Consider the following 22,243-nt stretch of genomic DNA (forward strand, 5'->3'; position numbering starts at 1 on the left):
TATGGAGCGCGTATGGGTCTGTTTAATCGTATAAAAACATCGTTTCGCGCCCTTTTTCCCCGCCGTTATGCCTGGCCCGGTATGGATATTTCGCTTCCGGGCGGGCAGCATCTGCACCTGGTGGGAAGCATTCATATGGGCACGCAGGATATGTCCCCCCTGCCCTCCGGCCTGATTAAACTACTGAAGCGCGCCGACGCGCTGATCGTCGAAGCCGACATCTCCGGCCATGAATCGCCGTTTGCCGGGCTGGAAAGCGGCCGCCCCCTGGCGGAACGTCTTAACGAGACGCAGTTGGCTGAGCTTACTCGTCTTGCGGATGAGACCGGCGTCTCGCTCTCAATGCTCGACACCCTGCCCCTGTGGCAAATTGCCATGGTGCTACAGGCAACCCAGGCGCAGCGCCTGGGGCTGCGCGGCGATTACGGTATCGATTATCAACTGCTGAATGCGGCAAGGGCGCGCAACCTGTCCGTTATTGAACTGGAAGGCACGGATAGCCAGATTGCGCTCCTTCGCCAGCTTCCCGATGACGGCAAGATGCTACTGGATGATACCCTGACCCACTGGCACACCAACGCGCGTCTGCTGCAAACGATGATTGGCTGGTGGCTGGATGCGCCGCCCGCAGACGGTAAGCTGGCGTTACCGTCGACGTTCAGTGAATCGTTGTATGATGTGCTGATGAACGCGCGCAACCAGGCGTGGCGGGAGACGCTATATGCCCTGCCTGCCGGTCGTTATGTTGTCGCGGTTGGCGCGTTGCATTTGTACGGAGAAGGGAATTTGCCGTCGCTGCTGAAATAAAAAAATGGCCAATATTTCTATTGGCCCGTCAAAGAGGAATTTCATCGTTTTTATTATACCGAAGTGACCTTCGGCTACGCCGATTGTCGCTCAAAGTAACCATCACTGCCAATACTATTGCGCAAGATGGTGCTATTTTTTAGACAAACGTCAGGCGTATGCTGCTGGCATGAATCGTCTGTCGTAAGAAGGATAGCCATGACTCCCGCCGTTAAATTACTCGAAAAAAACAAAATTTCTTTCCGGATCCACACCTACGATCACGATCCGAACGAAACCAACTTTGGTGATGAAGTGGTGCGCAAGCTGGGGCTGAACGCGGACCAGGTCTACAAAACGTTGCTGGTCGCGGTGAACGGCGATATGAAGCACCTCGCCGTAGCAGTAACGCCCGTCGCCGGACAGCTTGATCTGAAGAAAGTGGCCAAAGCGCTGGGAGCGAAAAAGGTCGATATGGCAGACCCGATGGTTGCGCAACGCACAACGGGTTATCTGGTCGGCGGGATCAGCCCGCTCGGTCAGAAAAAGCGTCTGCCCACGCTGATCGATGCGCCTTCGCAAGAATTTGAAACGATCTATATTTCTGGCGGCAAACGCGGGCTGGATATCGAACTGTCCGCAGGCGATCTGGCGAAAATGCTGGACGCGAAATTTGCGGATATTGCGCGCCGGGATTGAGAAAATTGCCCGGTGGCGCTGCGAGGTAAAAGCAAAACGGTAACAGGCGTTACCGTTTTTTGTGTTCGCGCCCTCTCCCGGTGGGAGAGGGTTGGGGTGAGGGCATCAGGCCGCACAACACTACTGCCAGCTCACCTCACCTTTCGGCTCATACGCGTTCACGTCAATCGGTGAATTTTGCTGGATAAACTGCTTCAACACTTCCGCATCAATAAACCCGGTATTTACATAGCCCGGTTTGTTATCGATATGCGGATAGCCGTCGCCGCCGGTGGCGTTAAAGCTTAACGTTGCCAGGCGGTAGGTTTTCGCCGTATCAACCGGTTCGCCTTTGATTTTGAGATCGTTGAGCTTACCGTCCTTCGCGACGAAGCTGACGTTAGCAAACTGCGGATACGCCCCGGAATCTGGCTTCATCTGCGCCACGGCGGTCAGGTAGTCAATCACCTCCTTCCCGCTCATGTCCGCATAGACCACCACGTTGCCAAACGGCTGCACTTTGAGCACGTCTTTATAGGTGATGTCTCCGCCTTCGATGGAGTCACGAATACCGCCGCCGCTCATCACGGCGAAATCCGCATTCGTGCGCGCCATCTGCGCGGCCAGCACCAGACGCCCCATGTTGGTCTGCACGAAGCGGACTTTGCTGCGGTCCCCTTCCAGTCGTCCGTTAAGCGTGCCAATCTTCACGTCCAGCTGCGCTTTCCCTTTGCTCTGGAACGGCGTCAGCAGAGAGAGCATCTGCTGGTTTTCAGCGATCTCTGGCGTGTAGAGTACCCGCTCGCTTTTGCCGTCCGGGTAGGTCACTTTCTTCTTCAGGTTGACCGGGATGAGCTGATAGTGCACCAGCTTCATCTCGCCGTTACGGAATTCGAAATCCGCGCGGCCAACGTATTTACCCCACTCGTGGGCCTGTACAATCCAGATCCCGTTCTGACGATCAGGCGCGCACGGCGTGCCGGGCACATAATCTGCCTGCTTTTTATTCTCAGAAGCCATGCAGACCGGATCCTGTGAGTGACCGCCCACAATCATCGCCAGCGAGCCCGCAGGAAGGCTGCGCGCCATCTCCACGTCGCCCGGCGCGTTAGAGCCGTGCTGACCGTTGTCGTAATGCCCCATGTGGGTGGTCGCGATAATCACATCCGGTTTTTCATTCTGCTGCAACTCCTGGATCACCAGCTTCGCTTCGTCCGCCGGTTTACGGAATTCGATGTCGGTGAAAAATTCAGGGTTGCCAATTTTGGCCGTATCGTCGGTGGTTAAGCCGATGACCGCGATCTTCAGTTCCTGACGCTTGAACAGCGCCCACGGTTTAAACAAGCGCTCGCCGGTGCTTTTCTGATAAATATTGGCGGAAAGGAACGGGAATTTGGACCACTTCTCCTGCTGGCGCAACACGCTCAGCGGATTATCAAACTCGTGGTTTCCGACCGCCATCGCGTCGTAACCAATTAAATTCATGCCGCGGAAATCAGGCTCGGCATCCTGCAAATCAGATTCCGGTACGCCGGTATTAATATCCCCGCCCGACAGCAACAGCACGCTGCCGCCCTGGGCCGCGACCTCTTTACGAATGCCGTCCACCAGCGTTTTTTGCGCCGCCAGGCCATATTCACCGTATTCGCTGCGCCAGAAATGGCCGTGATGATCGTTAGTATGCAGAATGGTAATTTTATAGGTTTTATCTTTTTCATACGCCTGCGCGGGCAGGCTTGTTAGCCCCCATGCGGCGATGAGCGCCAGCGCGACGCCACGCTTCATTAACTTCATCTTCTCTCTCCCTGACCCATAGACAAACGCAAAAATTACAGTGACTCACAAGAATAGACAAATAAGTTTTCAGAATTGCGACTTTCTTCAAATGTCACGGACGGGTATGTTAGTCGGATAATAATTACTCCCTGCATTTCTAATAACAAATCGACGTGGTATTTATGGCAATCAGTGAATCAACCCAGCCCGTCCAGGGCGCTCCGGCGTCGCCGCCGAAATCGCGCACTTCCTTTAAAGTATTAGGCGCAATCAGTCTCTCTCATCTGCTCAACGACATGATCCAGTCGCTGATTCTGGCGATCTACCCGCTGTTGCAGTCTGAGTTCTCATTAACCTTCGTGCAGATCGGGATGATCACCCTGACCTTCCAGCTGGCCTCTTCGCTGCTACAGCCGGTGGTGGGCTACTGGACGGACAAATACCCGATGCCATGGTCGCTGCCCATTGGGATGTGCTTCACCCTGAGCGGGCTAGTGCTGCTGGCCATGGCGGGCAGCTTTGAGGCGGTACTGGTTGCCGCGGCGCTGGTGGGAACCGGTTCATCGGTGTTCCATCCGGAATCGTCCCGCGTGGCGCGTATGGCCTCCGGCGGACGCCACGGGCTGGCGCAATCTCTGTTCCAGGTGGGGGGGAACTTTGGTAGCTCCCTCGGTCCTCTGCTGGCGGCGGTGATTATCGCGCCCTACGGTAAAGGCAACGTGGCGTGGTTTGTGCTGGCCGCGCTGCTGGCGATTGTCGTCCTGGCGCAAATCAGCCGCTGGTATGCCGCGCAGCATCGCGTAAATAAGGGAAAACCTGCCGCGAAGATAACCAACCCCCTTCCGCGCAATAAGGTGATCCTTGCCGTCAGCGTGCTGCTGGTGCTGATTTTCTCGAAATATTTTTATATGGCGAGCATAAGCAGCTATTACACCTTCTATCTGATGCAAAAATTCGGATTATCGGTACAAAACGCCCAGTTCCACCTCTTTGCCTTCCTGTTTGCGGTGGCGGCAGGCACGGTGATTGGCGGCCCTGTGGGGGATAAAATCGGACGTAAATATGTGATTTGGGGCTCTATCCTCGGCGTTGCGCCGTTTACGCTTGTTTTACCGTACGCAACGCTGGAATGGACCGGAATATTGACGGTGATTATTGGTTTTATTCTCGCGTCGGCGTTTTCAGCCATTCTGGTCTATGCGCAGGAACTGCTGCCGGGACGTATCGGTATGGTTTCCGGCCTCTTTTTCGGTTTTGCCTTTGGCATGGGCGGCCTTGGCGCCGCCGTGTTAGGGATGGTTGCCGACCACACCAGCATCTTCCTGGTCTATAAAATCTGCGCTTTCCTGCCACTTCTGGGGATGTTGACCATATTCCTGCCTGACAACCGTCATAAAGCGTAACTTCACGGCTGCCAAAGTTAAACTTTGGCAGCCGGATAACCTGATGCCATAAGGCTTTCCTCTCCCTCCCCTCAGCAAATTTATCAAAATCTGCCTTTTTTCATGCTTATTGTCTTTTTATTGTGTTTTCAACAATTATTCATAAACATAAGCGTAAAAATTGTCATAAACTATTAATCGGCTTTTTGGTATTTGCACCAAAAATGGATCACCCATCGCAAAAGGAGACGGAATGCACCACGCCACACCGCTTATCACCACCATTGTTGGTGGACTTGTGCTCGCTTTTATTCTCGGCATGATTGCCAATAAACTGCGTATTTCGCCCCTGGTAGGCTATTTGCTGGCGGGCGTGCTGGCAGGGCCCTTTACGCCGGGTTTTGTCGCAGATACCAAACTGGCGCCTGAGCTGGCGGAATTAGGCGTGATCCTGCTGATGTTTGGCGTCGGGCTGCATTTTTCCCTGAAGGATCTGATGGCGGTAAAGTCGATCGCCATACCGGGAGCGATCGCCCAGATAGGGGTGGCGACGCTGCTGGGCATGGCGCTTTCGGCGGTGCTGGGCTGGTCAATCATGACCGGTATCGTATTTGGGCTGTGTCTTTCAACCGCCAGTACCGTGGTGCTGCTGCGCGCGCTTGAAGAGAGGCAGCTGATAGACAGCCAGCGCGGGCAAATCGCGATAGGCTGGCTGATTGTTGAAGATCTGGTAATGGTGTTGACGCTGGTTCTGCTGCCCGCCGTCGCCGGGATGATGGAAAAAGAGAATATCGGCTTCGCCTCGCTGGCGCTGGATATGAGCATTACCATCGGTAAGGTTGTGGCGTTTATCGCCATCATGATGCTGGTGGGCCGCCGTCTGGTGCCGTGGATCATGTCCCGCAGCGCCGCCACGGGCTCGCGTGAACTGTTCACGCTTTCAGTCCTTGCGCTGGCGCTGGGCATTGCCTTTGGCGCCGTCGAGCTGTTTGACGTCTCCTTTGCGCTGGGCGCGTTCTTCGCCGGGATGGTGCTGAACGAGTCCGAGCTGAGCCACCGCGCCGCGCACGATACCCTGCCGCTGCGGGATGCATTCGCGGTGCTGTTCTTCGTCTCCGTCGGGATGCTGTTCGACCCGTTGATCCTCATCCAGCAGCCGCTGGCCGTGCTGGGTACGCTGGCAATCATCATCTTTGGTAAGTCCGTTGCCGCCTTCTTCCTGGTGCGGATGTTCGGTCACTCGCCGCGCACGGCGCTGACCATCGCCGCCAGCCTGGCGCAGATTGGCGAGTTCGCCTTTATTCTTGCCGGTCTGGGGATGGCCCTGAACCTGCTGCCACAGGCGGGGCAAAATCTGGTGCTGGCGGGGGCGATCCTCTCCATCATGTTGAACCCGGTATTGTTTGCCCTGCTGGAGAAATATCTCGAGAAGACCGAAACCCTCGAAGAGCTGACGCTGGAAGAGGCGACAGAAGAAGAGAAACAGATCCCGGTGGATATCTGCAACCACGCGCTGCTGGTCGGTTTTGGCCGCGTCGGCAGCCTGCTGGGTGAAAAACTGATGGCTCAGGGCATTCCACTTGTAGTGATTGAAACGTCACGCACCCGCGTCGACGAACTTCGCGAGCGCGGCATCCGCGCGGTGCTGGGCAACGCGGCTAACGAAGAGATTATGAATCTGGCGCATCTGGACTGCGCTCGCTGGCTGCTGCTCACTATCCCGAACGGTTACGAGGCTGGTGAAATTGTCGCCACAGCCCGTGAAAAATGCCCGCATATCGAAATCATTGCCCGCGCCCATTATGATGACGAAGTGGAGTACATCACCGAGCGCGGCGCGAATCAGGTGGTGATGGGTGAGCGTGAGATTGCGAATACGATGCTGACAATGCTGACGAAACCGCCGGTTGAAGAGGCAGTAACGGGGTAAGTTTTGTGCTGCCTGATGCCCTCACCCTGACCCTCTCCCGCAGGGAGAGGGAACAAACACTAAAAACGGCAACCACAGGTTGCCGTTTTGCTTTTACCTGTCCCAATAAGCCTCTTCGAGGCTGTCTTCCCGTTCCGGCAGCCCCCGCGTTAAGCGCGGAGAATGCTGGTTCAGCACCTGATAACTCACGCGGTTCGCGTACTTACACACCTGCGCCAGCGAGGAATAGGTCAGCCAGTCGAAGGTATGTTTGCTGGAATTCGGCACGTTGGTTTTGTGGTAGGCGTTGGCGGTAATGTCGTGCAGCAGCGCGGCCAGCGCGCCGTCGCCCGCGCCGTTAGTGTTCATGATCTTCTCAGGGCCACCCATATACGGTGCGATGTGAGAGAAGATACGCAGCGGGTTGATGCAGTCTTTATGACGCATAGCGCGGCTGAACTCATACTGATTAAATTCGGCGATTGCGCCCGGCAGCAGCGGGTGCTGGGTTTTACGCTTGCTCTCTTCTTCCGTGAAGCCCGCCATGTACAGCCCGACCGGCCCGGCGGTGCAGAGCACCAGGTCCACCCAGTCCAGCGCCTTATCAGACGCCAGCAGCGGATCGCTTTCGCCGGTCAGCGCTTCGGCTTCTTCTTCATTCATCGCCAGAATCGAGACGTGTTCTTTCAGGAAGGCCTGCCACCACTCCGGGTTGTCGGCAATGACGAATTTGGTGCCCAGCGTCAGAACCACAGGCACGTTGTATTTCTTCGCGTACTCAATTGCCTTCATGGTTGCGTCCGGCATTGGTTCGCCCGGCTTGCAGCGCACCAGATAGGAGGTCAGTACCAGCGCAGACGCGCCCGCGATCACCTCTTCCGGGATACTTTCAGCGCGCAGCTTATTCATATGGCCGGGGCTGATGGCAAAGGTACGCTCGCCGGAATCGCTTATCAGCGTAAAGCAGCGGCCAATCGGCCCGTCAACGCCCTGTAAATAGTTCAGATCGGTGCGGCTGGAGGTATTGCACAGGTAGCGGTAGGCGTAGCCACCGATTTCGATATTGCTGCACATCACGCCAAGCAGCACCGAGCGGTCGTCTGCCAGTACGGAGTAGTTGTGCATGGTGTTGCCGATAGTGCCGCCGGCAAACTGGTGGGTGATAAGATTTTCGCGCACCAGCTCCTGATACAGCGCTTCAGCAACGTCATCCTCAATTACCAGCGAGTGCCCGGCGCTCAGACCGTAACGTGCGACAAACGCATCATCCACTTTGGCTTCAATGTCCACCAGCGTCTGATCGATACCGACCACCCAGGCAGCGCTGGTTTCGCTTTCCTGCTGAATTTGCTGTAACAGCGGATCGCGGGCATCGACGGGGAAATAGTGTTTGGACTTACGTTTACCGGGAAATTTCATGGTCTGAACTGTGCAAAGAATACGGGCCGGGAATGGTAGCACAAACCCGGCCCGTAACGCGATCAGCGGCGGGTGGTGACCAGTGACACCATCATGTCGATGTGTTCAGGGGAGTCGTTAAGCGCAGGAATGTATTCGTATTTCGTTCCGCCCGCCTCCATAAAGAACTCTTTGTTCTGGACGGCAATTTCTTCCAGCGTTTCCAGACAGTCCGCCGAGAAGCCCGGCGACATCACCTGAATGTGCTTCACGCCCTTCTCGCCCAGCATTTTTAGCGTTTCATCAGTATACGGGGTCAGCCAAGGTTCACGGCCGAAGCGCGACTGGAAGGTCATCATCACCTTCTCAGGCGGCAGGCCGAGGGCGGAGACCAGCTCGCGGGTGGTATCGCGGCAACGCTGGGGGTAATCGTCCCCTTCGTTCGCGAAACGCTGCGGAATACCGTGATAGGAGAGCAGCAGCAGATCCGGCTCGCCGTGTTTTTCAAACGACGCGCGCACGCTGCTGGCAAGCGCCTGAATGTACAGCTCGTTATCGGCGTAGTCGCGGATAAAGGTGATACCCGGTATACGGCGGCGGGTCGCCAGAATGCGCCCCAGTTCGTCCCAGACGGCAGCTACCGTGGAGCACGAATACTGCGGATATAGAGCCAGCACCACAATGTGTTCAACGCCCTGCGCCAGCAGAGAGTCAACGGCGCTTTCCAGGGACGGCTTACCGTAGCTCATGCCGAGCGCAACGGGCATGTCCGGCAGGCGGGCGGCCAGCGCCTTCTCCTGACGACGGCTGTACACCATCAGCGGCGAGCCCTCTTCCATCCACACGGACTGATAGAGCTTTGCCACACGCGGGGAACGAATCGGCAGAATGACGCCACGCAGCAGTGGCCACCACAGCAGTCTTGGGGTATCCACGACGCGCGTGTCGCTTAAAAATTGTCGCAGGTAGCGTTTTACCGCCGCTGGAGTAGGTGCTTCTGGGGTGCCCAGATTGGCAAGCAGGATGCCGGTTTTCGCCTGACTCATTCACGCCTCTTAACCATTTGATAGGCTGTCAATTGTAGCGGAAATGCGTTTAAACGAAACCCATTGCTGCAATAGGTAAGATGAGAATTTTTCTCACCCGGGGCTCCGGGTGAGAGAGGTGCGCTTAGCCGAGAATTTTTTCCAGCTCTGCACGTACGTCAGCCACGGCTTTGGTGCCGTCCACTTTCGCGTATTTGGTGTTACCCGCCTGCGCTTCTTTGGTGTAGTAGCCGATCAGCGGTGCGGTCATCTGATGGTATTCCACCAGGCGTTTACGCACGGTTTCTTCCTGATCGTCTTTACGGGTGGTCAGCTCTTCGCCGGTCACGTCGTCTTTGCCTTCAACCTTAGGTGGGTTGAATTTAATGTGGTAAACGCGGCCAGAAGCAGCGTGTACGCGACGGCCAACGATACGGTCAACGATCAGCTCGTCCGGTACGTCGAACTCCAGCACGTAATCCACGTTGATGCCCGCTTCTTTCATGGCGTCAGCCTGAGGAATGGTGCGCGGGAAGCCGTCCAGCAGGAAACCATTGCGGCAGTCTTCCTGAGCAATGCGCTCTTTTACCAGCGCGATAACCAGTTCGTCGGTCACCAGCTTGCCTGCGTCCATGATGTCTTTAGCTTGTTTGCCCAGCTCGGAGCCAGATTTAACAGCGGCACGCAGCATGTCACCAGTAGAGATTTGCGGAATACCGTATTTCTCCATGATGAACTGAGCCTGAGTTCCCTTACCCGCGCCCGGAGCGCCAAGCAGAATAATACGCATTGCGAAAATCCCCTCAAATGTCGATTCAATTTTTCAAAAGCGCTAAACAATACCACCAGAACGGGTATCGCTCAAGGAAGGCGGGGAGGCTGAAACGGTTAATGAGGGGAGATAATTTGGGAGAGTGCGGTCTGGTGCCCTCACCCCGGCCCTCTCCCACGGGGAGAGGGAGAAGACCAGGGGAGACGTGGTCAGTTACGCCAGCAGCAGCGCATTCACACGTTTAATGAACAGGTTAGGATCTTCCAGCGTACCGCGCTCGGCCAGCAGGGACTGATCCAGCAGCAGTTCAACCCACTCCGCAAAGCGGGCGTCGTCCTGGGTATCCGCCGCGCGTTTCACCAGCGGGTGATCCGGATTAAGCTCAAAGATATATTTCACATCCGGCACGGCCTGGCCCGCCGCAGCGAACAGTTTCGCCATCTGGGTGCTCATTTCGTCCGCATCGGTGGTGACAATGGCTGGCGTATCGGTCAGACGGTGCGTGAAGCGCACCTCTTTCACGCGGTCACCCAGCAGGGTTTTCACGCGCTCAATGAACGGCTCCAGCGCCTTCTCGGCTTCTTTCGCGCTTTCGTCCACTTCATCTGCCAGCTTGTCGATGGACTCGTCAGCTTTGGCAACGGACTGGAACGCCTTACCGTCGAACTCGGTCAGGTAGTTCATCATCCATTCGTCGATGCGGTCAGACAGCAGCAGCACTTCGATGCCTTTCTTACGCAGCAGCTCCAGGTGCGGGCTGCTCTTCGCTGCCGCATAGCTGTCGGCGGTGATGTAGTAGATCTTCTCCTGCCCTTCTTTCATGCGGGAGACGTACTCTTCCAGCGACACGGTCTGGGCGGAGGAGTCGTTGTGCGTAGAGGCGAAGCGCAGCAGTTTAGCGATAGCTTTCACATTCGCGGTGTCTTCCGCCGGACCTTCTTTCAGCACCAGGCCAAACTGTTTCCAGAAGGTCTGGTATTTTTCCGCATCGTCCTTCGCCAGTTTTTCCAGCATCTGCAACGCACGTTTGGTCAGGGCGTTACGCAGGTTACGGGTGACGGTGCTGTCCTGAAGGATTTCACGCGAGACGTTCAGCGGCAGATCGTTGGAATCAATCAGGCCGCGCACAAAGCGCAGGTAGTTCGGCATGAACTGCTCGGCGTCGTCCATAATGAACACGCGCTGCACGTACAACTTCAGGCCGTGCTTGTGATCGCGGTTCCACATGTCCCATGGTGCCTGCGCCGGAATGTACAGCAGGCTGGTGTACTCCTGCTTCCCTTCCACACGGTTGTGGCTCCAGGTCAGCGGATCGGTGAAGTCGTGGGCAATGTGCTTGTAGAACTCATTGTACTCGTCGTCTTTAATTTCAGCTTTGTTACGCGTCCACAGCGCCTGCGCCTTGTTGATTTTCTCCCAGGAAACCACGGTTTCGCCGTCTTTCTCTTCCTGTTTTTCAATCTCAACCGGCAGCGCGATGTGGTCGGAATACTTGCTGATGATGGAGCGTACGCGCCAGTCGTTCAGGAAATCGTCTTCGCCTTCACGCAGGTGCAGGGTGATTTCGGTGCCGCGATCCGCTTTGGTGATGTCATCAACGGTGTACTCGCCTTCCCCTTTGGATTCCCACAGCACGCCGTTCTCGGCGCTGTCGCCCGCGGCGCGAGTGCGCACGGTGACTTTGTCCGCCACGATGAACGCCGAGTAGAAGCCTACGCCGAACTGACCAATCAGCTGGCTGTCTTTCGCCTGGTCAGAGCCCATGGACTCAAGGAACGCTTTGGTGCCGGATTTGGCGATGGTCCCGAGGTGGTCGATCACCTCGTCGCGGTTCATCCCGATGCCGTTATCGGCAATCGTCAGGGTGCGGTTCTCTTTATTGAACGAGACGCGCACGCGCAGTTCGCCGTCGCCTTCATACAGATCCGGGTTAGACAGCGCGCGGAAGCGCAGCTTGTCCGCCGCATCGGAGGCGTTGGAAATCAGCTCACGCAGGAAAATTTCTTTGTTGGAATACAGGGAATGGATCATCAGGTGCAGAAGCTGTTTTACTTCTGACTGGAAACCACGGGTTTCTTGTCCTTTCATCTAAGTCGACCTCAACAATGCCATTTAATGGGGTTGTAAAACGTTGAGTGAGAGATGGGGATAAGGGGGGAAATTTTCAAGCGGAGGCCGCGCGCGCAGCCTCCGTTTGGTCAGAAAATAATCTTGTGACGTCCGGCCAGCGAGTGCGACAGCGTGGTGCCGTCGACCATCTCCAGCTCACCGCCGACCGGCACGCCGTGGGCGATGCGGCTGGCGTCAACGCCGTACTGCGCGCACAGTTCGGCGATGTAGTTGGCGGTTGCCTCCCCTTCCACCGTGGGGTTGGTGGCGAGGATCACCTCTTTGATGGTTTCCGACTCCAGGCGCTGCTCCAGGCGGTCAAGACCGATATCGTCCGGGCCGATGCCGTCCAGCGGGGAGAGATGCCCCATCAGCACGAAATAGCGGCCGGAAAACTGCCCGGTTTGTTCGATGGCGTAGATGTCCGCCGGACTCTCTACCACGCAAATCTGACCGTTTTCCTGACGACGCGGGTTCGTGCAGATGTTGCATACGTCCTGCTCGGTAAAGGTACGGCAATCCGCACAGTGACCAATTTCTGACATGGCGCGGGTCAGAGCCTGCGCCAGGCGCATCCCGCCGCTGCGGTCGCGCTGCAATAGCGTAAACGCCATACGCTGCGCCGACTTCGGGCCAACGCCCGGCAGGCAGCGCAGTGCTTCCATTAACTGCGTGAGCAGCGGACTGGTTTGCATCAGAATGGCATCTTAAAGCCCGGCGGCAGTTGCATACCGCTGGAAACAGAGGCCATTTTCTCTTTCTGGGTTTCGTCGATACGGCGAGCGGCATCGTTAAACGCGGCTGCAACCAGATCTTCCAGCATCTCTTTGTCGTCTTCGAGCAGGCTCGGGTCGATTTCCACGCGACGGCAGTTATGCGCACCGTTGATGGTCACCTTGACCAGACCGGCACCGGATTCACCCGTGACTTCCAGTTGAGCGATCTCTTCCTGCATCTTCTGCATTTTTTCCTGCATCTGCTGAGCCTGCTTCATCAGGCCACCCAGACCGCCTTTTCCACCAAACATAGGCTTCTCTCTTCTTTCACGTTAAGGATTACAACCGTAAGTCAGACTCACGATCAAATGGGGCGAATACTCTCTTCATCCAGATCGGCGTCGAAGAACCGGCGCAGGGTCTGGATGTTGTTATCCGCAATTATCGCCTCGCGCGCCTGCGCGAGCTTCTCTTCATAAATGGCCTGACGCCACTCGAGCGGCGTTTTCACCGCCGGATTATCATCTTCAATGATAGTCAATTCAACCGGCACACCCTGTAATGCGGTAAGCGCCTCGGCCAGCGCCTTTTGCGCGCCTGGGGAGTTGAGGTGCCGCTGGCCAGGGCGCAGGTGCAGACGCACCTGATTACCGTCCTGCTCTTTCCAGGCGTTCAGCGCGACCTGCTCCACCAGCTTCGGCAGCTGAAGTTTGCTGACCTCAGCGGCCCAGGCGTCGCGCTCGATGGACTCTTCCGCGAGCTTCGCGGACAGCTCCGGCGTTTTTTCATGCTCCAGCGCCTTTTTCAGCGCTTTTGGCGTGGCGACCACTTCCTTGACCGTTTCAACAACGGTAGTCGCCTTCCAGCGGTATGCCTCTTCTTTCGCCGGGGCTTTTTGCTCGAGCGCGGACGGTGCCGGACGCGACTGCACGCGCTCCGTTACCGAGGCCAGTCGTTCAAGCGCGGCGTTGTTCACCGGCCGCGCTCTTGCAGGCGCTGCCGGTTCACTCTTTTTTGGTTTGGTTGCTCCCTGCGCACGTTGCAACTGGCTTCGTGCGGCAAGCACCGAACTGGTGGCATCCGACAGCGGCACGTTTTGCGGCGGCGGCGATGCCGGTTGCGGTGGCACCTGCTGCGGTGACATTACCGCGGTCGGCGCAACCGGCGCAAAGGACTGCCGGGGCGTTTCCGGCTCCGGCAGTGGCTTGCGCGGATGGAAGGCCAGTGCGCGCAGCAGCGTCATTTCAACGCCCATCCGGCGATCCGGTGCAAACGGCAGCTCTTTGCGGCCGATCAGCAGCGTCTGATAATAAAGCTGAACGTCAGCCGGCGGCACGGTGCGCGCAAGTTCACGCATCCGCTGCTCAATGGTCGCCATGTCCGCGCCAATGGCCGACGGAGACAGTTGCAGCATCGCCACGCGGTGTAGCAGGCTGAGCATCTCGACCAGCAGCGCTTCCCACTCAATGCCACGGGCAGCGGCGTCGTTGACGAGGGTCATTACCCGCTCACCGTTGGCGGCAATCATCGCTTCAATAAGCGACAGCGCCTGATCGTCATCCAGCGTGCCGAGCATGGTGCTGACCGCGTCGGTGGAGAGTTTACCGTCACCGCTGGCAATCGCCTGGTCGGTCAGGCTCAGCGCATCGCGCAGGCTGCCGTCCGCGGCACGGGCCAGCAGTTGCAGCGCACGCGGTTCATGGACAATGTTCTCTTCATCAAGGATATGCTCAAGCTGAGCGCGGATCTGCTCAACGTCGAGCGCCTTCAGATGGAATTGCAGGCAGCGTGAGAGGATCGTAACCGGCAGCTTTTGCGGATCGGTGGTCGCCAGCAGGAATTTGACATGCGCAGGCGGCTCTTCCAGCGTTTTCAGCAGGGCGTTGAAGCTGTGGCGCGACAGCATGTGCACTTCATCGATCAGATAGACCTTGAAGCGGCCGCGCGCCGGGGCGTACTGCACGTTGTCGAGCAGATCGCGGGTGTCTTCCACTTTGGTGCGCGAGGCGGCGTCGATCTCAATCAGATCGACAAAACGCCCCTGCTCGATCTCACGACAGTTGTCGCACACGCCGCACGGGGTGGCGGTGATCCCGGTTTCGCAGTTCAGACCTTTTGCCAGCAGACGGGCAATAGAGGTTTTACCGACGCCGCGGGTGCCGGAAAAAAGATAGGCGTGATGGATGCGACCTAGCGACAAGCCGTTCGCCAGGGCCGTCAGCACATGTTCCTGACCGACAACGTCAGCAAAGGTTTGTGGTCGCCATTTACGGGCTAACACCTGATAACTCATGGGCAGGCTCTGCAACGCTGGAAGGTGAATTAATGGAGGGGAATGCTATCACAACCTCACCCATTGAGCGAGGTTGTGAGATATGGGATTAATGTCCCGGGAATGGCACCAGGCTGTAGCTGGTAATACCCTGTTTTTCCAGACGCTGCTCGCCGCCGAGATCGAACAGGTTGATGATGAATGCCGCGTCGGTCACTTCCCCGCCCAGACGACGGATCAGCTTCACGGTCGCTTCGATGGTGCCGCCGGTTGCCAGCAGATCGTCCACCACCAGCACTTTGTCGCCTGGCTTGATAGCATCAACGTGAATTTCCAGCTGATCGGTGCCGTATTCCAGCTCATAGCTCTCAGCAATGGTTTCACGCGGCAGTTTGCGCGGCTTACGCACCGGCACAAAACCCACGCCCATCGCCAGCGCAACCGGTGCGCCAAACAGGAAGCCACGGGCTTCAGTACCTACTACTTTGGTGATCCCGGCGTTTTTATAACGCTCAACCAGCAGTTCAATGCTGAGGGCGTACGCTTTCGGGTCTTCCAGCAAGCTGGTGACATCGCGGAAAAGAATGCCAGGTTTTGGATAGTCCTGGATACTTTTGATGCTATTTTTCAGATATTCAAGCTGCTGTGCAGTTGCGGTCATCGGTTTGTGCCTAAATGAAACAGTGTTACTCACGGCGCGCGACGAGTCGGTCAAAGTAACAGTTGTTTAACCTTTGACCAGGCGCACCTGTGCTCGAAAACGGTCGAATTTACTGGCTGTGCGCCATAATTGCAACCGCCATGATGAGGCTTCAGTGCTTTTGTTGCTTTTCATCAACCACGGGGATCCGCCACATAAAGATCAGCAGGCAGGCCAGGATCGCCAGCAGCAGAATGCGCACCCACATCATTTTCACCAGCCATAACGAGACGGCGAAGGTGATCAGGATGAAGGCAATGGCGCGCGGCTTGGCCCCGGGCGGCATAGCCCGGTGTTTTTGCCAGTGCCGCAGGTAGCCGCCGAACCACGAGCGGTACAGAAGCCAGTGGTGAAAACGCGGCGACGAGCGGGCGAAGCACCAGGCGGCCAACAGGATAAACGGGGTGGTCGGCAGCAAGGGCAAAACCACACCCAGCGTACCCAGCACTACCGCGAGCCAGCCAATGATGATTAAAATAGTACGCTGCATAATGCGAATCGTTATCAAACTGAACGGCTACTTTACCACTGGAGAGCGCCTTGAAAACAGCACTGCTTCTTGAGAGGCTGCAAAATCAGCTGATCGCGCTGCGGGCGCAGGCCACACCGCTGATGGGCCACGCCACGCTGAAACCGCGCTTTGACCGGCAGCTCTTCCGCACCCGCAGCACCGTCATTCAGGATTATCTTGCTGAAGCGCAGACCAACCTCGACGAGCTTCGCCACGCGGTTGAGAGTGAACAGCAGGAACAGGTCGCGTGGCTTGCGGAGCATCTTACCGAGCAGATCACCGCCCTGCACCGGGAAATCGCCGCCTGGCCGCTACGGGCGTGGGACAGCGCCTCGCCTGGGCTCGGAAAATGGCAGCGCAAGCGGCTGGAGAACCAGGAGTTTGAGCGCCGTCTGTTTGAGATGAAGCGTGAGCGCGAAGCCCGCCTGAACATCAGCGAAACGCTGGAAGAGCAGCAGTTATTAATGCGTGAAATCAGCGCGCTGGAAGGCCGCATCGTCCGCTGCCGTCAGGCGCTGGATGAGATTGAACGCGTCATTGAACGCCTGACCCGTTAACAGGAGCCGCTGATGTCACTGGAAAATGCCCCCGATGAGGTCAAACTGGCCGTCGATTTAATTATGCTGCTGGAGAATCATGCGATCCCGGCTGAGACGGTGCTGAAAGCGCTGGAGATTGTGCGGCGGGATTTTGAGGGGAAACTTCCCCCTCACCCTGCCCTCTCCCCAGAGGGGAGAGGGAAATAATTCAGGCGGGAGTCGGGTCGTCCCCCTTAATTTCGCGCTTCACTTCCGTATGCTCGTCACCTTTCTCGTTACGCAGGTGCACTTCAAGCTGGTTGAAGGCGATATTAATGTTGTTTTCACGACACAGACGGTCAATGGTGCGGTTCAGCTCATCGACGGTGTAGCTGCGATCGCGCAGTTCGCGTACGTACAGGCGCAGCTCATGATCCAGCGTGCTTGGCCCGAAGGTGGTGAAGAACACGTCAGGCGCAGGATCGTGCATCACTTTAGGATGTGATTTCGCGGCTTCCAGCAGGACCTCTTTCACTTTATCCAGATCTGAACCGTAGGCCACCCCGAGTCGGATCACCACGCGGGTGGTGGTATCCGAGAGCGACCAGTTGATCAGGCGCTCGGTCACAAAGGCTTTGTTCGGGATGATCACCTCTTTACGATCGAAGTCGGTAATGGTGGTCGCACGGATGCGGATCTTGCTGACGGTCCCGGAGAAGGTGCCGATGGTGACGGTATCGCCGATACGCACCGGACGTTCGAACAGGATAATCAGGCCAGAGACAAAATTACCGAAGATCTCCTGCAAGCCGAAGCCGAGACCCACCGACAACGCTGCCGCCAGCCACTGAAGTTTATCCCACGAGACGCCCAGCGAGCCGAATACCGTCATCGCCCCGACAATAATAATGACGTAGTTCAGGATGGTAGTAATGGCGTACGACGCCCCCTGACGCAGGTTCAGCCTCGAGAGCACCAGCACTTCCAGCAGACCCGGCAGGTTGCGGATCAACGCCCAGGCAACCACTGACGACACCAGCGCAAAGAGCAGGCTGCCCATGGTGACGCTTTTCATTACCGCAGCGCCCGCTTCGGTACCGTTGTATTGCCAGAGCGTGATACTGTCGAGGTAGGCGAAGACGGTAATTAAATCAGACCAGATGGCCCAGAACATCACCGCAAACAGGGCGATCATCACCAGCATGGTAATACGCATCGTTTGCTGGTTGACCTGCTCCAGGGCGATAGTCGGCTCTTCCTGCGGCTCTGCCCCTTCAGCCCCCTCTTTCACCTGATGCTGCCGACGGGCAACAGCACGACGATACGCAATGCGGCGCGCCGCTACGCTCAAACCACGCAGCACGGTCTGGAACAGCAGGTTCCACACAATCACCAGATAAACCGTTTCGATCCAGCGGCCTGACAGACGCAGCGTGGTATAGAAGTAACCCGTCGCCGTCAGCACCATCAGCGCCAGCGGAATGATCGCCAGCACCGTTACGGTAACCAGACGAAGATTATGGGACTCTTTATCCCGCCAGCTGTCGCGGCACATCGGCCACATAAGGACGGCAATCAGCAGCAGGTTCAGCATAATCACCAGTTGCCCCAGTACGTCATCCATCAGATGCAGCGGCGAAAGCTCGGCCACAACTGACCAGAAGTGCAGCGGCAGCAGCGCGAGGCTGATGCGTACAATCTGGCGACGCCAGTGGCTGGTGAGTTTTTCCGGCATGTTGAAGTGGCGGACGGCGACGCCATCTTTTTCCAGCACTTTCCAGCACAGGCCAAACACCAGCCAGAACAGCGCCAGCTTCTTGCTGAACGCCCACAGCAGATCGCTGATATTCAACTGCATGGTCAGCAGGATCAGGCCCACGGCGAGTATCAACAGGCAGACCGGCAGAGCACGGATCAGATCGATCAGGATCGCTTTCGGGGTGTGCAGCTGGCTGTCGTTACGCAGTTGGCCCACTTCCGAGGCCAGCTTCGCCTGGTACTGTTTCAGCCATTTCAAACGCCAGCGTATTACGCCAGCGATGAGCAGCAAAGGCAGTCCCGCCAGGAAGGCAATCATTACCGCAGGCCAGGCTTTCTCCCAGTTCACGGTAATTTTCATGCTTTTTATCTGGGATTTCAGCGTTTCCGGGAAAGATTTAAACCAGTCCCAGTCCATGGGTTTATTGCTGTTCACCCAGAAAATCTGCTGGGTCAGGATCTCCTGGAGGCTTTTAGAAACGCTCACCAGCTGCTGCTGGTTGATTTGCAGGTTAATCGCCATCATCAACTGGTTGCCCAGCTGCTTGTTGAGCTGATCGAGCAGTTCGCGGCGCATGTCCACCACCTGCAACAGCGCGTCGTGAACTTCAGCGTTCACTTCACCTGAATGGCCCTCTTCCACTTTGGCAACGAAGGTATCGCTCTGGAATAGCGCATCGCGCTGCTGGTTGACGTCAAACTGTTCAAGACGCAAATCCGCAATGCGATTGGTCATGTCTTCCAGCTCGTCGGCGGACGGCAGCGTCTGCTGTTGCTGGTAGAGAATGCGCGACAGCAGCAGGCTGCCCTTCAGGACGGCAATCTGCTCCTTGACGTTACGCTCGGCCTGCAACGCGCGATCCAGCCAGTTTTTGACCTTGATATTCTGCTGCACCAGCGCGCTGCCGCTTTCAGTCGCCTGGATCAGACGTTCGCTCAGCTGGTGGTTAATCTCCAGCTCCTGCTTCACCAGCGGGTTGGCCTGAATACGCGCCGTCTCGTCTGGCGAGACCGCTTCCTGGGCCGTTTTTTCAGTCAGGGTCAGGCGCTTGCTGTTTACCGCTTCCTGCAACAGCTGAAGTTGATGCTCAAGCCGGTTGATATTCGCGGTCACGTAGTCACGCTGTTTTTGCAGCGCATCCTGTAGCACCGTGTTGCCTTCCAGGCTCTTACGCTGCTGTTCAATCTCCGCGTTTAGCAGCGTCTGCTGGATATTCAGCAGCGTTTGCTGGGTGGGGCGAAGCGCCCCTTCCCCAACGGTGACGCCATTCAGACGGTTACGTATCTGCTGTAGCTGTTGCGATGCGGAGTACATGGCGTTCTGCACGCGCTCAGGCTGGGTTTGCAGCGAAACCAGCTGGCTGTTATAGGTTGAGAGATCGGACTGCGCCGTTTGCAGATCGTCCAGCAGCTGCGCCACGCGCGACTCAAGCTGGCGCAACGACAGCGTGGCAAGCGTTTTTCGGGTTTCATCGTCGTTGTCGACGTCGCTGAGCGCATTCAGCGCCTCCGTAGCCTTACGCATGTTTTCCGGCGCCTGAGCGACCTTCTGCCTCAGCTGGGCCGTTTCGGCTTTGATGCGCTCTATCTTGTCCAGCGTTTCCAGGGTTTCCGTCAGGTCCTGCTGAACAAGTTTTTCCAGGGCGGACAGATCTTTCTGCTTATTCAGGGTGTCGAGTTGCGCCTGAACATCAGCACGCGTGGGAATGTCACTGCCGTTGTCTGCACGGGCCCAGGAAAGCGGCGCGGCTGCAAAGTAAAACAGCAGGATCAAAAACAGGGCCAGAACAAGATGTTGCGAGCGATTGATGTGCAGCATAGTTGTGAATGTGATGTGAGAAATGACCGGAAATAGTCGGGCATGAAGGATATCACGCCCGGCTGAAGCAGAATAGTACGACGGAAAGGGTCTACGATTTTTCCCGTACCCGATCAGGTAGAACGGGGGTGATGCTTACTTTGAAGGGTCGGACAGAGCTGGCACATCTCAAGAAAAATGTCGACATAGCTGCGCGCCTCTGATCTGAGATCGAACGACTCCGGAGCAAAAAGCCAGTTTTCCATCAGGCCGGAAATATAGCTGCGCATCAGGATCGCCGCCCGGCGGGTGAGTAAGGTAGCAGGAAGCATTTTGGCCTGCATGCACTCCGTGAGGACCTGTTCGATGCGATCGTAGCTTTCCAGACACAGGTCGCGCTGCGCCTGCTGAACCACCGCCATTTCGCCAACGAACTCACATTTATGGAAGATGATTTCCATCATCAGACGGCGGCGCTCTTCAACAACTGTCGCTTCAAGGATATATACTAGAATTTCTCTTAACACAGAGAGTGGATCGTGAGGGAATTTTGCCCGATACTCACTCTCAAGATCGCTAATGCTGGACTCTGAAAGCTCCCAGATTTCACCAAACAGATCGGACTTGTCTTTGAAATGCCAGTAAATCGCTCCCCGCGTGACGCCCGCGGCCTGAGCAATCTGTGCCAGCGAGGTTGCCGAAACACCCTGCTGTGAGAACAAACGCATTGCCACATCCAGAATGTGTTGTCGGGTTTCCAGCGCTTGTTGTTTGGTTTTTCGTGCCATACGTTGATGAATTTACAGGAGTCAGATTTACATACATTTATGAATGTATGTACCATAGCATGACGATAATATAAACGCAGCAATGGGTTTTTAGACTCAGGACCCTTGATCAATTTGAAATCGGACACTCGAGGTTTACATATGAACAAAAACAGAGGGTTAACGCCTCTGGCGGTCGTTCTGATGCTCTCAGGCAGCTTAGCGCTTACAGGATGTGACGACAAAGAGGCTCAACAAGGAGCTCAGCAGGTGCCAGAAGTTGGCGTCGTGACGCTCAAATCCGAACCTCTCCAGATGACAACAGAACTACCGGGCCGCACCAGCGCCTATCGCATTGCGGAAGTGCGTCCGCAGGTAAGCGGTATCATCCTGAAACGTAACTTCACCGAAGGCGGTGATGTCAAGGCAGGTGAGTCTCTGTATCAGATTGATCCAGCAACCTACCAGGCGTCTTATGAGAGCGCTAAAGGCGATCTGGCGAAAGCAGAAGCGGCAGCCAAAATTTCGCAGCTGACGTTGAATCGTTACAAGAAGCTGCTCGGCACGCAGTACATCAGCCAACAGGATTATGATTCAGCCCTGGCCGATGCGCAGCAAGCCAACGCGGCCGTTGTGGCGGCGAAAGCGGCGGTAGAAACCGCGCGTATTAACCTGGCCTACACCAAAGTGACCTCCCCTATCAGCGGTCGCATTGGTAAATCTGCCGTCACCGAAGGTGCACTGGTGCAAAACGGTCAGACCAACGCACTGGCCACCGTGCAGCAGCTTGACCCGATCTATGTTGACGTTACCCAGTCCAGCAACGATTTCCTGCGTCTCAAACAGGAGCTGGCAAGCGGTCAACTGAAACAGGAAAACGGTAAAGCCAAGGTTGAACTGGTTACCAACGACGGTATCGAGTTCTCGCAGACCGGTACACTGGAATTTTCTGATGTGACCGTCGATCAGACCACCGGCTCAATCACCATCCGGGCCATTTTCCCGAATCCGGATAAAACCCTGCTGCCGGGTATGTTCGTACGCGCCCGTCTTGAGGAAGGGACTAACCCAAGCGCCATTCTGGTTCCTCAGCAGGGTGTGACCCGTACGCCACGCGGCGATGCGAGCGCGCTGGTTGTGGGTGCCGATAACAAAGTCGAAATGCGCAATATCACTGCAACGCAGGCGATTGGCGATAAGTGGCTGGTGACGGAAGGTCTGAAAGATGGCGATCGCGTGATTATTACTGGTTTGCAAAAAGTTCGTCCTGGCGCGCAGGTCAAAGCGCAGGAAGTGAAATCTGACGACAAACAACAAGCGTCGGCCGCTGGCCAGTCAGAACAAACCAAGTCTTAACTTAAACAGGAG

The 22,243-nt window shown here is 56.5% G+C and carries 19 protein-coding genes and 1 other annotated feature; of the genes, 7 read left to right on the forward strand and 12 right to left on the reverse strand.

All coding sequences use genetic code 11. The annotated features are described in order from the left end of the window. The first annotated feature begins 12 nt into the window (after positions 1–12). Together SK53_RS10245 and ybaK are read left to right on the forward strand one after the other, a co-directional pair. Positions 13–807 (forward strand): TraB/GumN family protein, encoded by a 795-nt coding sequence (locus tag SK53_RS10245; protein ID WP_003858948.1) that lies wholly within the window; start codon positions 13–15, stop codon positions 805–807. Positions 808–1,005: 198 nt separating this feature from the next. Then, complete coding sequence (gene ybaK, locus SK53_RS10250; RefSeq protein WP_003858950.1) at positions 1,006–1,485, forward strand: Cys-tRNA(Pro)/Cys-tRNA(Cys) deacylase YbaK; 480 nt, start codon at positions 1,006–1,008, stop codon at positions 1,483–1,485. A gap of 120 nt (positions 1,486–1,605) precedes the next feature. Here the strand turns inward: ybaK and ushA are convergent, their stop codons facing one another. Beyond that, positions 1,606–3,258 carry a bifunctional UDP-sugar hydrolase/5'-nucleotidase UshA gene (ushA, locus tag SK53_RS10255; protein ID WP_045343193.1) on the reverse strand — a complete coding sequence of 551 codons (1,653 nt, stop codon included), beginning with the start codon at positions 3,256–3,258 and terminating at the stop codon, positions 1,606–1,608. Positions 3,259–3,422: 164 nt separating this feature from the next. Between ushA and SK53_RS10260 the strand changes: the two genes are divergently transcribed. Together SK53_RS10260 and ybaL are read left to right on the forward strand one after the other, a co-directional pair. Next, complete coding sequence (locus SK53_RS10260) at positions 3,423–4,643, forward strand: MFS transporter (RefSeq protein WP_015571242.1); 1,221 nt, start codon at positions 3,423–3,425, stop codon at positions 4,641–4,643. Positions 4,644–4,875: 232 nt separating this feature from the next. Beyond that, the gene (ybaL, locus tag SK53_RS10265; protein WP_022650507.1) at positions 4,876–6,552 is read left to right on the forward strand and encodes a YbaL family putative K(+) efflux transporter; all 1,677 of its coding nucleotides are present in this window, start codon (positions 4,876–4,878) and stop codon (positions 6,550–6,552) included. A gap of 93 nt (positions 6,553–6,645) precedes the next feature. Here ybaL and SK53_RS10270 read toward each other — a convergent pair whose 3' ends face one another. From SK53_RS10270 to SK53_RS10310, 9 genes are all read right to left on the reverse strand, one after another. Continuing rightward, positions 6,646–7,950: an inosine/guanosine kinase gene (locus SK53_RS10270; protein WP_022650506.1), complete on the reverse strand. Its 1,305-nt coding sequence runs from the start codon at positions 7,948–7,950 to the stop codon at positions 6,646–6,648. Between the two features lie 62 nt (positions 7,951–8,012). Beyond that, positions 8,013–8,975, reverse strand: a complete 963-nt coding sequence (gene hemH, locus SK53_RS10275; RefSeq protein ID WP_003858963.1) for a ferrochelatase — start codon at positions 8,973–8,975, stop codon at positions 8,013–8,015. 124 nt (positions 8,976–9,099) lie between these two features. After that, complete coding sequence (gene adk / locus SK53_RS10280; protein WP_006809841.1) at positions 9,100–9,744, reverse strand: adenylate kinase; 645 nt, start codon at positions 9,742–9,744, stop codon at positions 9,100–9,102. Positions 9,745–9,939: 195 nt separating this feature from the next. Beyond that, complete coding sequence (htpG, locus tag SK53_RS10285) at positions 9,940–11,814, reverse strand: molecular chaperone HtpG (protein ID WP_048209255.1); 1,875 nt, start codon at positions 11,812–11,814, stop codon at positions 9,940–9,942. A 110-nt stretch (positions 11,815–11,924) separates the two neighbouring features. Beyond that, positions 11,925–12,530, reverse strand: a complete 606-nt coding sequence (recR, locus tag SK53_RS10290; RefSeq protein WP_006809843.1) for a recombination mediator RecR — start codon at positions 12,528–12,530, stop codon at positions 11,925–11,927. Next, positions 12,530–12,862: a YbaB/EbfC family nucleoid-associated protein gene (locus tag SK53_RS10295; protein WP_003858972.1), complete on the reverse strand. Its 333-nt coding sequence runs from the start codon at positions 12,860–12,862 to the stop codon at positions 12,530–12,532. The genes recR and SK53_RS10295 overlap by 1 nt, the downstream gene beginning before the upstream one ends. A 53-nt stretch (positions 12,863–12,915) precedes the next feature. Further along, entirely contained in the window at positions 12,916–14,844 is a 1,929-nt protein-coding gene (dnaX, locus tag SK53_RS10300; protein WP_017383214.1) for a DNA polymerase III subunit gamma/tau, read from the reverse strand. Further along, positions 13,522–13,586 (reverse strand) — a sequence feature (DnaX frameshifting element). Its footprint overlaps the gene before it by 65 nt. Before the next feature lie 88 nt (positions 14,845–14,932). Beyond that, on the reverse strand, positions 14,933–15,484 hold the full coding sequence (apt, locus tag SK53_RS10305) for an adenine phosphoribosyltransferase (RefSeq protein ID WP_000127359.1): 552 nt from the start codon (positions 15,482–15,484) through the stop codon (positions 14,933–14,935). 151 nt (positions 15,485–15,635) lie between these two features. Further along, positions 15,636–16,013, reverse strand: a complete 378-nt coding sequence (locus SK53_RS10310; protein WP_022650503.1) for a DUF454 family protein — start codon at positions 16,011–16,013, stop codon at positions 15,636–15,638. Positions 16,014–16,063: 50 nt separating this feature from the next. Here SK53_RS10310 and priC point away from each other — a divergent pair, with 50 nt between their 5' ends. Together priC and rsmS are read left to right on the forward strand one after the other, a co-directional pair. Next, positions 16,064–16,591, forward strand: coding sequence for a primosomal replication protein N'' (gene priC / locus SK53_RS10315; RefSeq protein WP_045346373.1), 528 nt, complete (start codon positions 16,064–16,066; stop codon positions 16,589–16,591). 12 nt (positions 16,592–16,603) lie between these two features. Beyond that, positions 16,604–16,780: a pleiotropic regulatory protein RsmS gene (rsmS, locus tag SK53_RS10320; RefSeq protein ID WP_022650501.1), complete on the forward strand. Its 177-nt coding sequence runs from the start codon at positions 16,604–16,606 to the stop codon at positions 16,778–16,780. Position 16,781: 1 nt separating this feature from the next. On the opposite strand, the gene mscK is transcribed toward rsmS, so the two are convergent. Further along, positions 16,782–20,129, reverse strand: coding sequence for a mechanosensitive channel MscK (gene mscK, locus SK53_RS10325; RefSeq protein ID WP_048209257.1), 3,348 nt, complete (start codon positions 20,127–20,129; stop codon positions 16,782–16,784). A gap of 113 nt (positions 20,130–20,242) precedes the next feature. Beyond that, positions 20,243–20,896 carry a multidrug efflux transporter transcriptional repressor AcrR gene (gene acrR / locus SK53_RS10330; RefSeq protein ID WP_032608669.1) on the reverse strand — a complete coding sequence of 218 codons (654 nt, stop codon included), beginning with the start codon at positions 20,894–20,896 and terminating at the stop codon, positions 20,243–20,245. Between the two features lie 141 nt (positions 20,897–21,037). Here acrR and acrA point away from each other — a divergent pair, with 141 nt between their 5' ends. Beyond that, positions 21,038–22,231, forward strand: coding sequence for a multidrug efflux RND transporter periplasmic adaptor subunit AcrA (acrA, locus tag SK53_RS10335; protein ID WP_022650498.1), 1,194 nt, complete (start codon positions 21,038–21,040; stop codon positions 22,229–22,231). Positions 22,232–22,243: the final 12 nt, after the last annotated feature.

Origin of the sequence: Enterobacter sp. MGH119 (genome assembly GCF_001037675.1) — a bacterium.
In the GTDB taxonomy this organism is placed as follows: Bacteria; Pseudomonadota; Gammaproteobacteria; order Enterobacterales; family Enterobacteriaceae; genus Enterobacter; species Enterobacter hormaechei_C.

Bases quoted from the DNA above. Each gene is read 5' to 3' on its own strand.
- SK53_RS10245 (WP_003858948.1), top strand. From the start codon at position 13: ATGGGTCTGTTTAATCGTATAAAAACATCGTTTCGCGCCCTTTTTCCC.
- ybaK (WP_003858950.1), top strand. From the start codon at position 1,006: ATGACTCCCGCCGTTAAATTACTCGAAAAAAACAAAATTTCTTTCCGG.
- ushA (WP_045343193.1), bottom strand. From the start codon at position 3,258: ATGAAGTTAATGAAGCGTGGCGTCGCGCTGGCGCTCATCGCCGCATGG.
- SK53_RS10260 (WP_015571242.1), top strand. From the start codon at position 3,423: ATGGCAATCAGTGAATCAACCCAGCCCGTCCAGGGCGCTCCGGCGTCG.
- ybaL (WP_022650507.1), top strand. From the start codon at position 4,876: ATGCACCACGCCACACCGCTTATCACCACCATTGTTGGTGGACTTGTG.
- SK53_RS10270 (WP_022650506.1), bottom strand. From the start codon at position 7,950: ATGAAATTTCCCGGTAAACGTAAGTCCAAACACTATTTCCCCGTCGAT.
- hemH (WP_003858963.1), bottom strand. From the start codon at position 8,975: ATGAGTCAGGCGAAAACCGGCATCCTGCTTGCCAATCTGGGCACCCCA.
- adk (WP_006809841.1), bottom strand. From the start codon at position 9,744: ATGCGTATTATTCTGCTTGGCGCTCCGGGCGCGGGTAAGGGAACTCAG.
- htpG (WP_048209255.1), bottom strand. From the start codon at position 11,814: ATGAAAGGACAAGAAACCCGTGGTTTCCAGTCAGAAGTAAAACAGCTT.
- recR (WP_006809843.1), bottom strand. From the start codon at position 12,530: ATGCAAACCAGTCCGCTGCTCACGCAGTTAATGGAAGCACTGCGCTGC.
- SK53_RS10295 (WP_003858972.1), bottom strand. From the start codon at position 12,862: ATGTTTGGTGGAAAAGGCGGTCTGGGTGGCCTGATGAAGCAGGCTCAG.
- dnaX (WP_017383214.1), bottom strand. From the start codon at position 14,844: ATGAGTTATCAGGTGTTAGCCCGTAAATGGCGACCACAAACCTTTGCT.
- apt (WP_000127359.1), bottom strand. From the start codon at position 15,484: ATGACCGCAACTGCACAGCAGCTTGAATATCTGAAAAATAGCATCAAA.
- SK53_RS10310 (WP_022650503.1), bottom strand. From the start codon at position 16,013: ATGCAGCGTACTATTTTAATCATCATTGGCTGGCTCGCGGTAGTGCTG.
- rsmS (WP_022650501.1), top strand. From the start codon at position 16,604: ATGTCACTGGAAAATGCCCCCGATGAGGTCAAACTGGCCGTCGATTTA.
- mscK (WP_048209257.1), bottom strand. From the start codon at position 20,129: ATGCTGCACATCAATCGCTCGCAACATCTTGTTCTGGCCCTGTTTTTG.
- acrR (WP_032608669.1), bottom strand. From the start codon at position 20,896: ATGGCACGAAAAACCAAACAACAAGCGCTGGAAACCCGACAACACATT.
- acrA (WP_022650498.1), top strand. From the start codon at position 21,038: ATGAACAAAAACAGAGGGTTAACGCCTCTGGCGGTCGTTCTGATGCTC.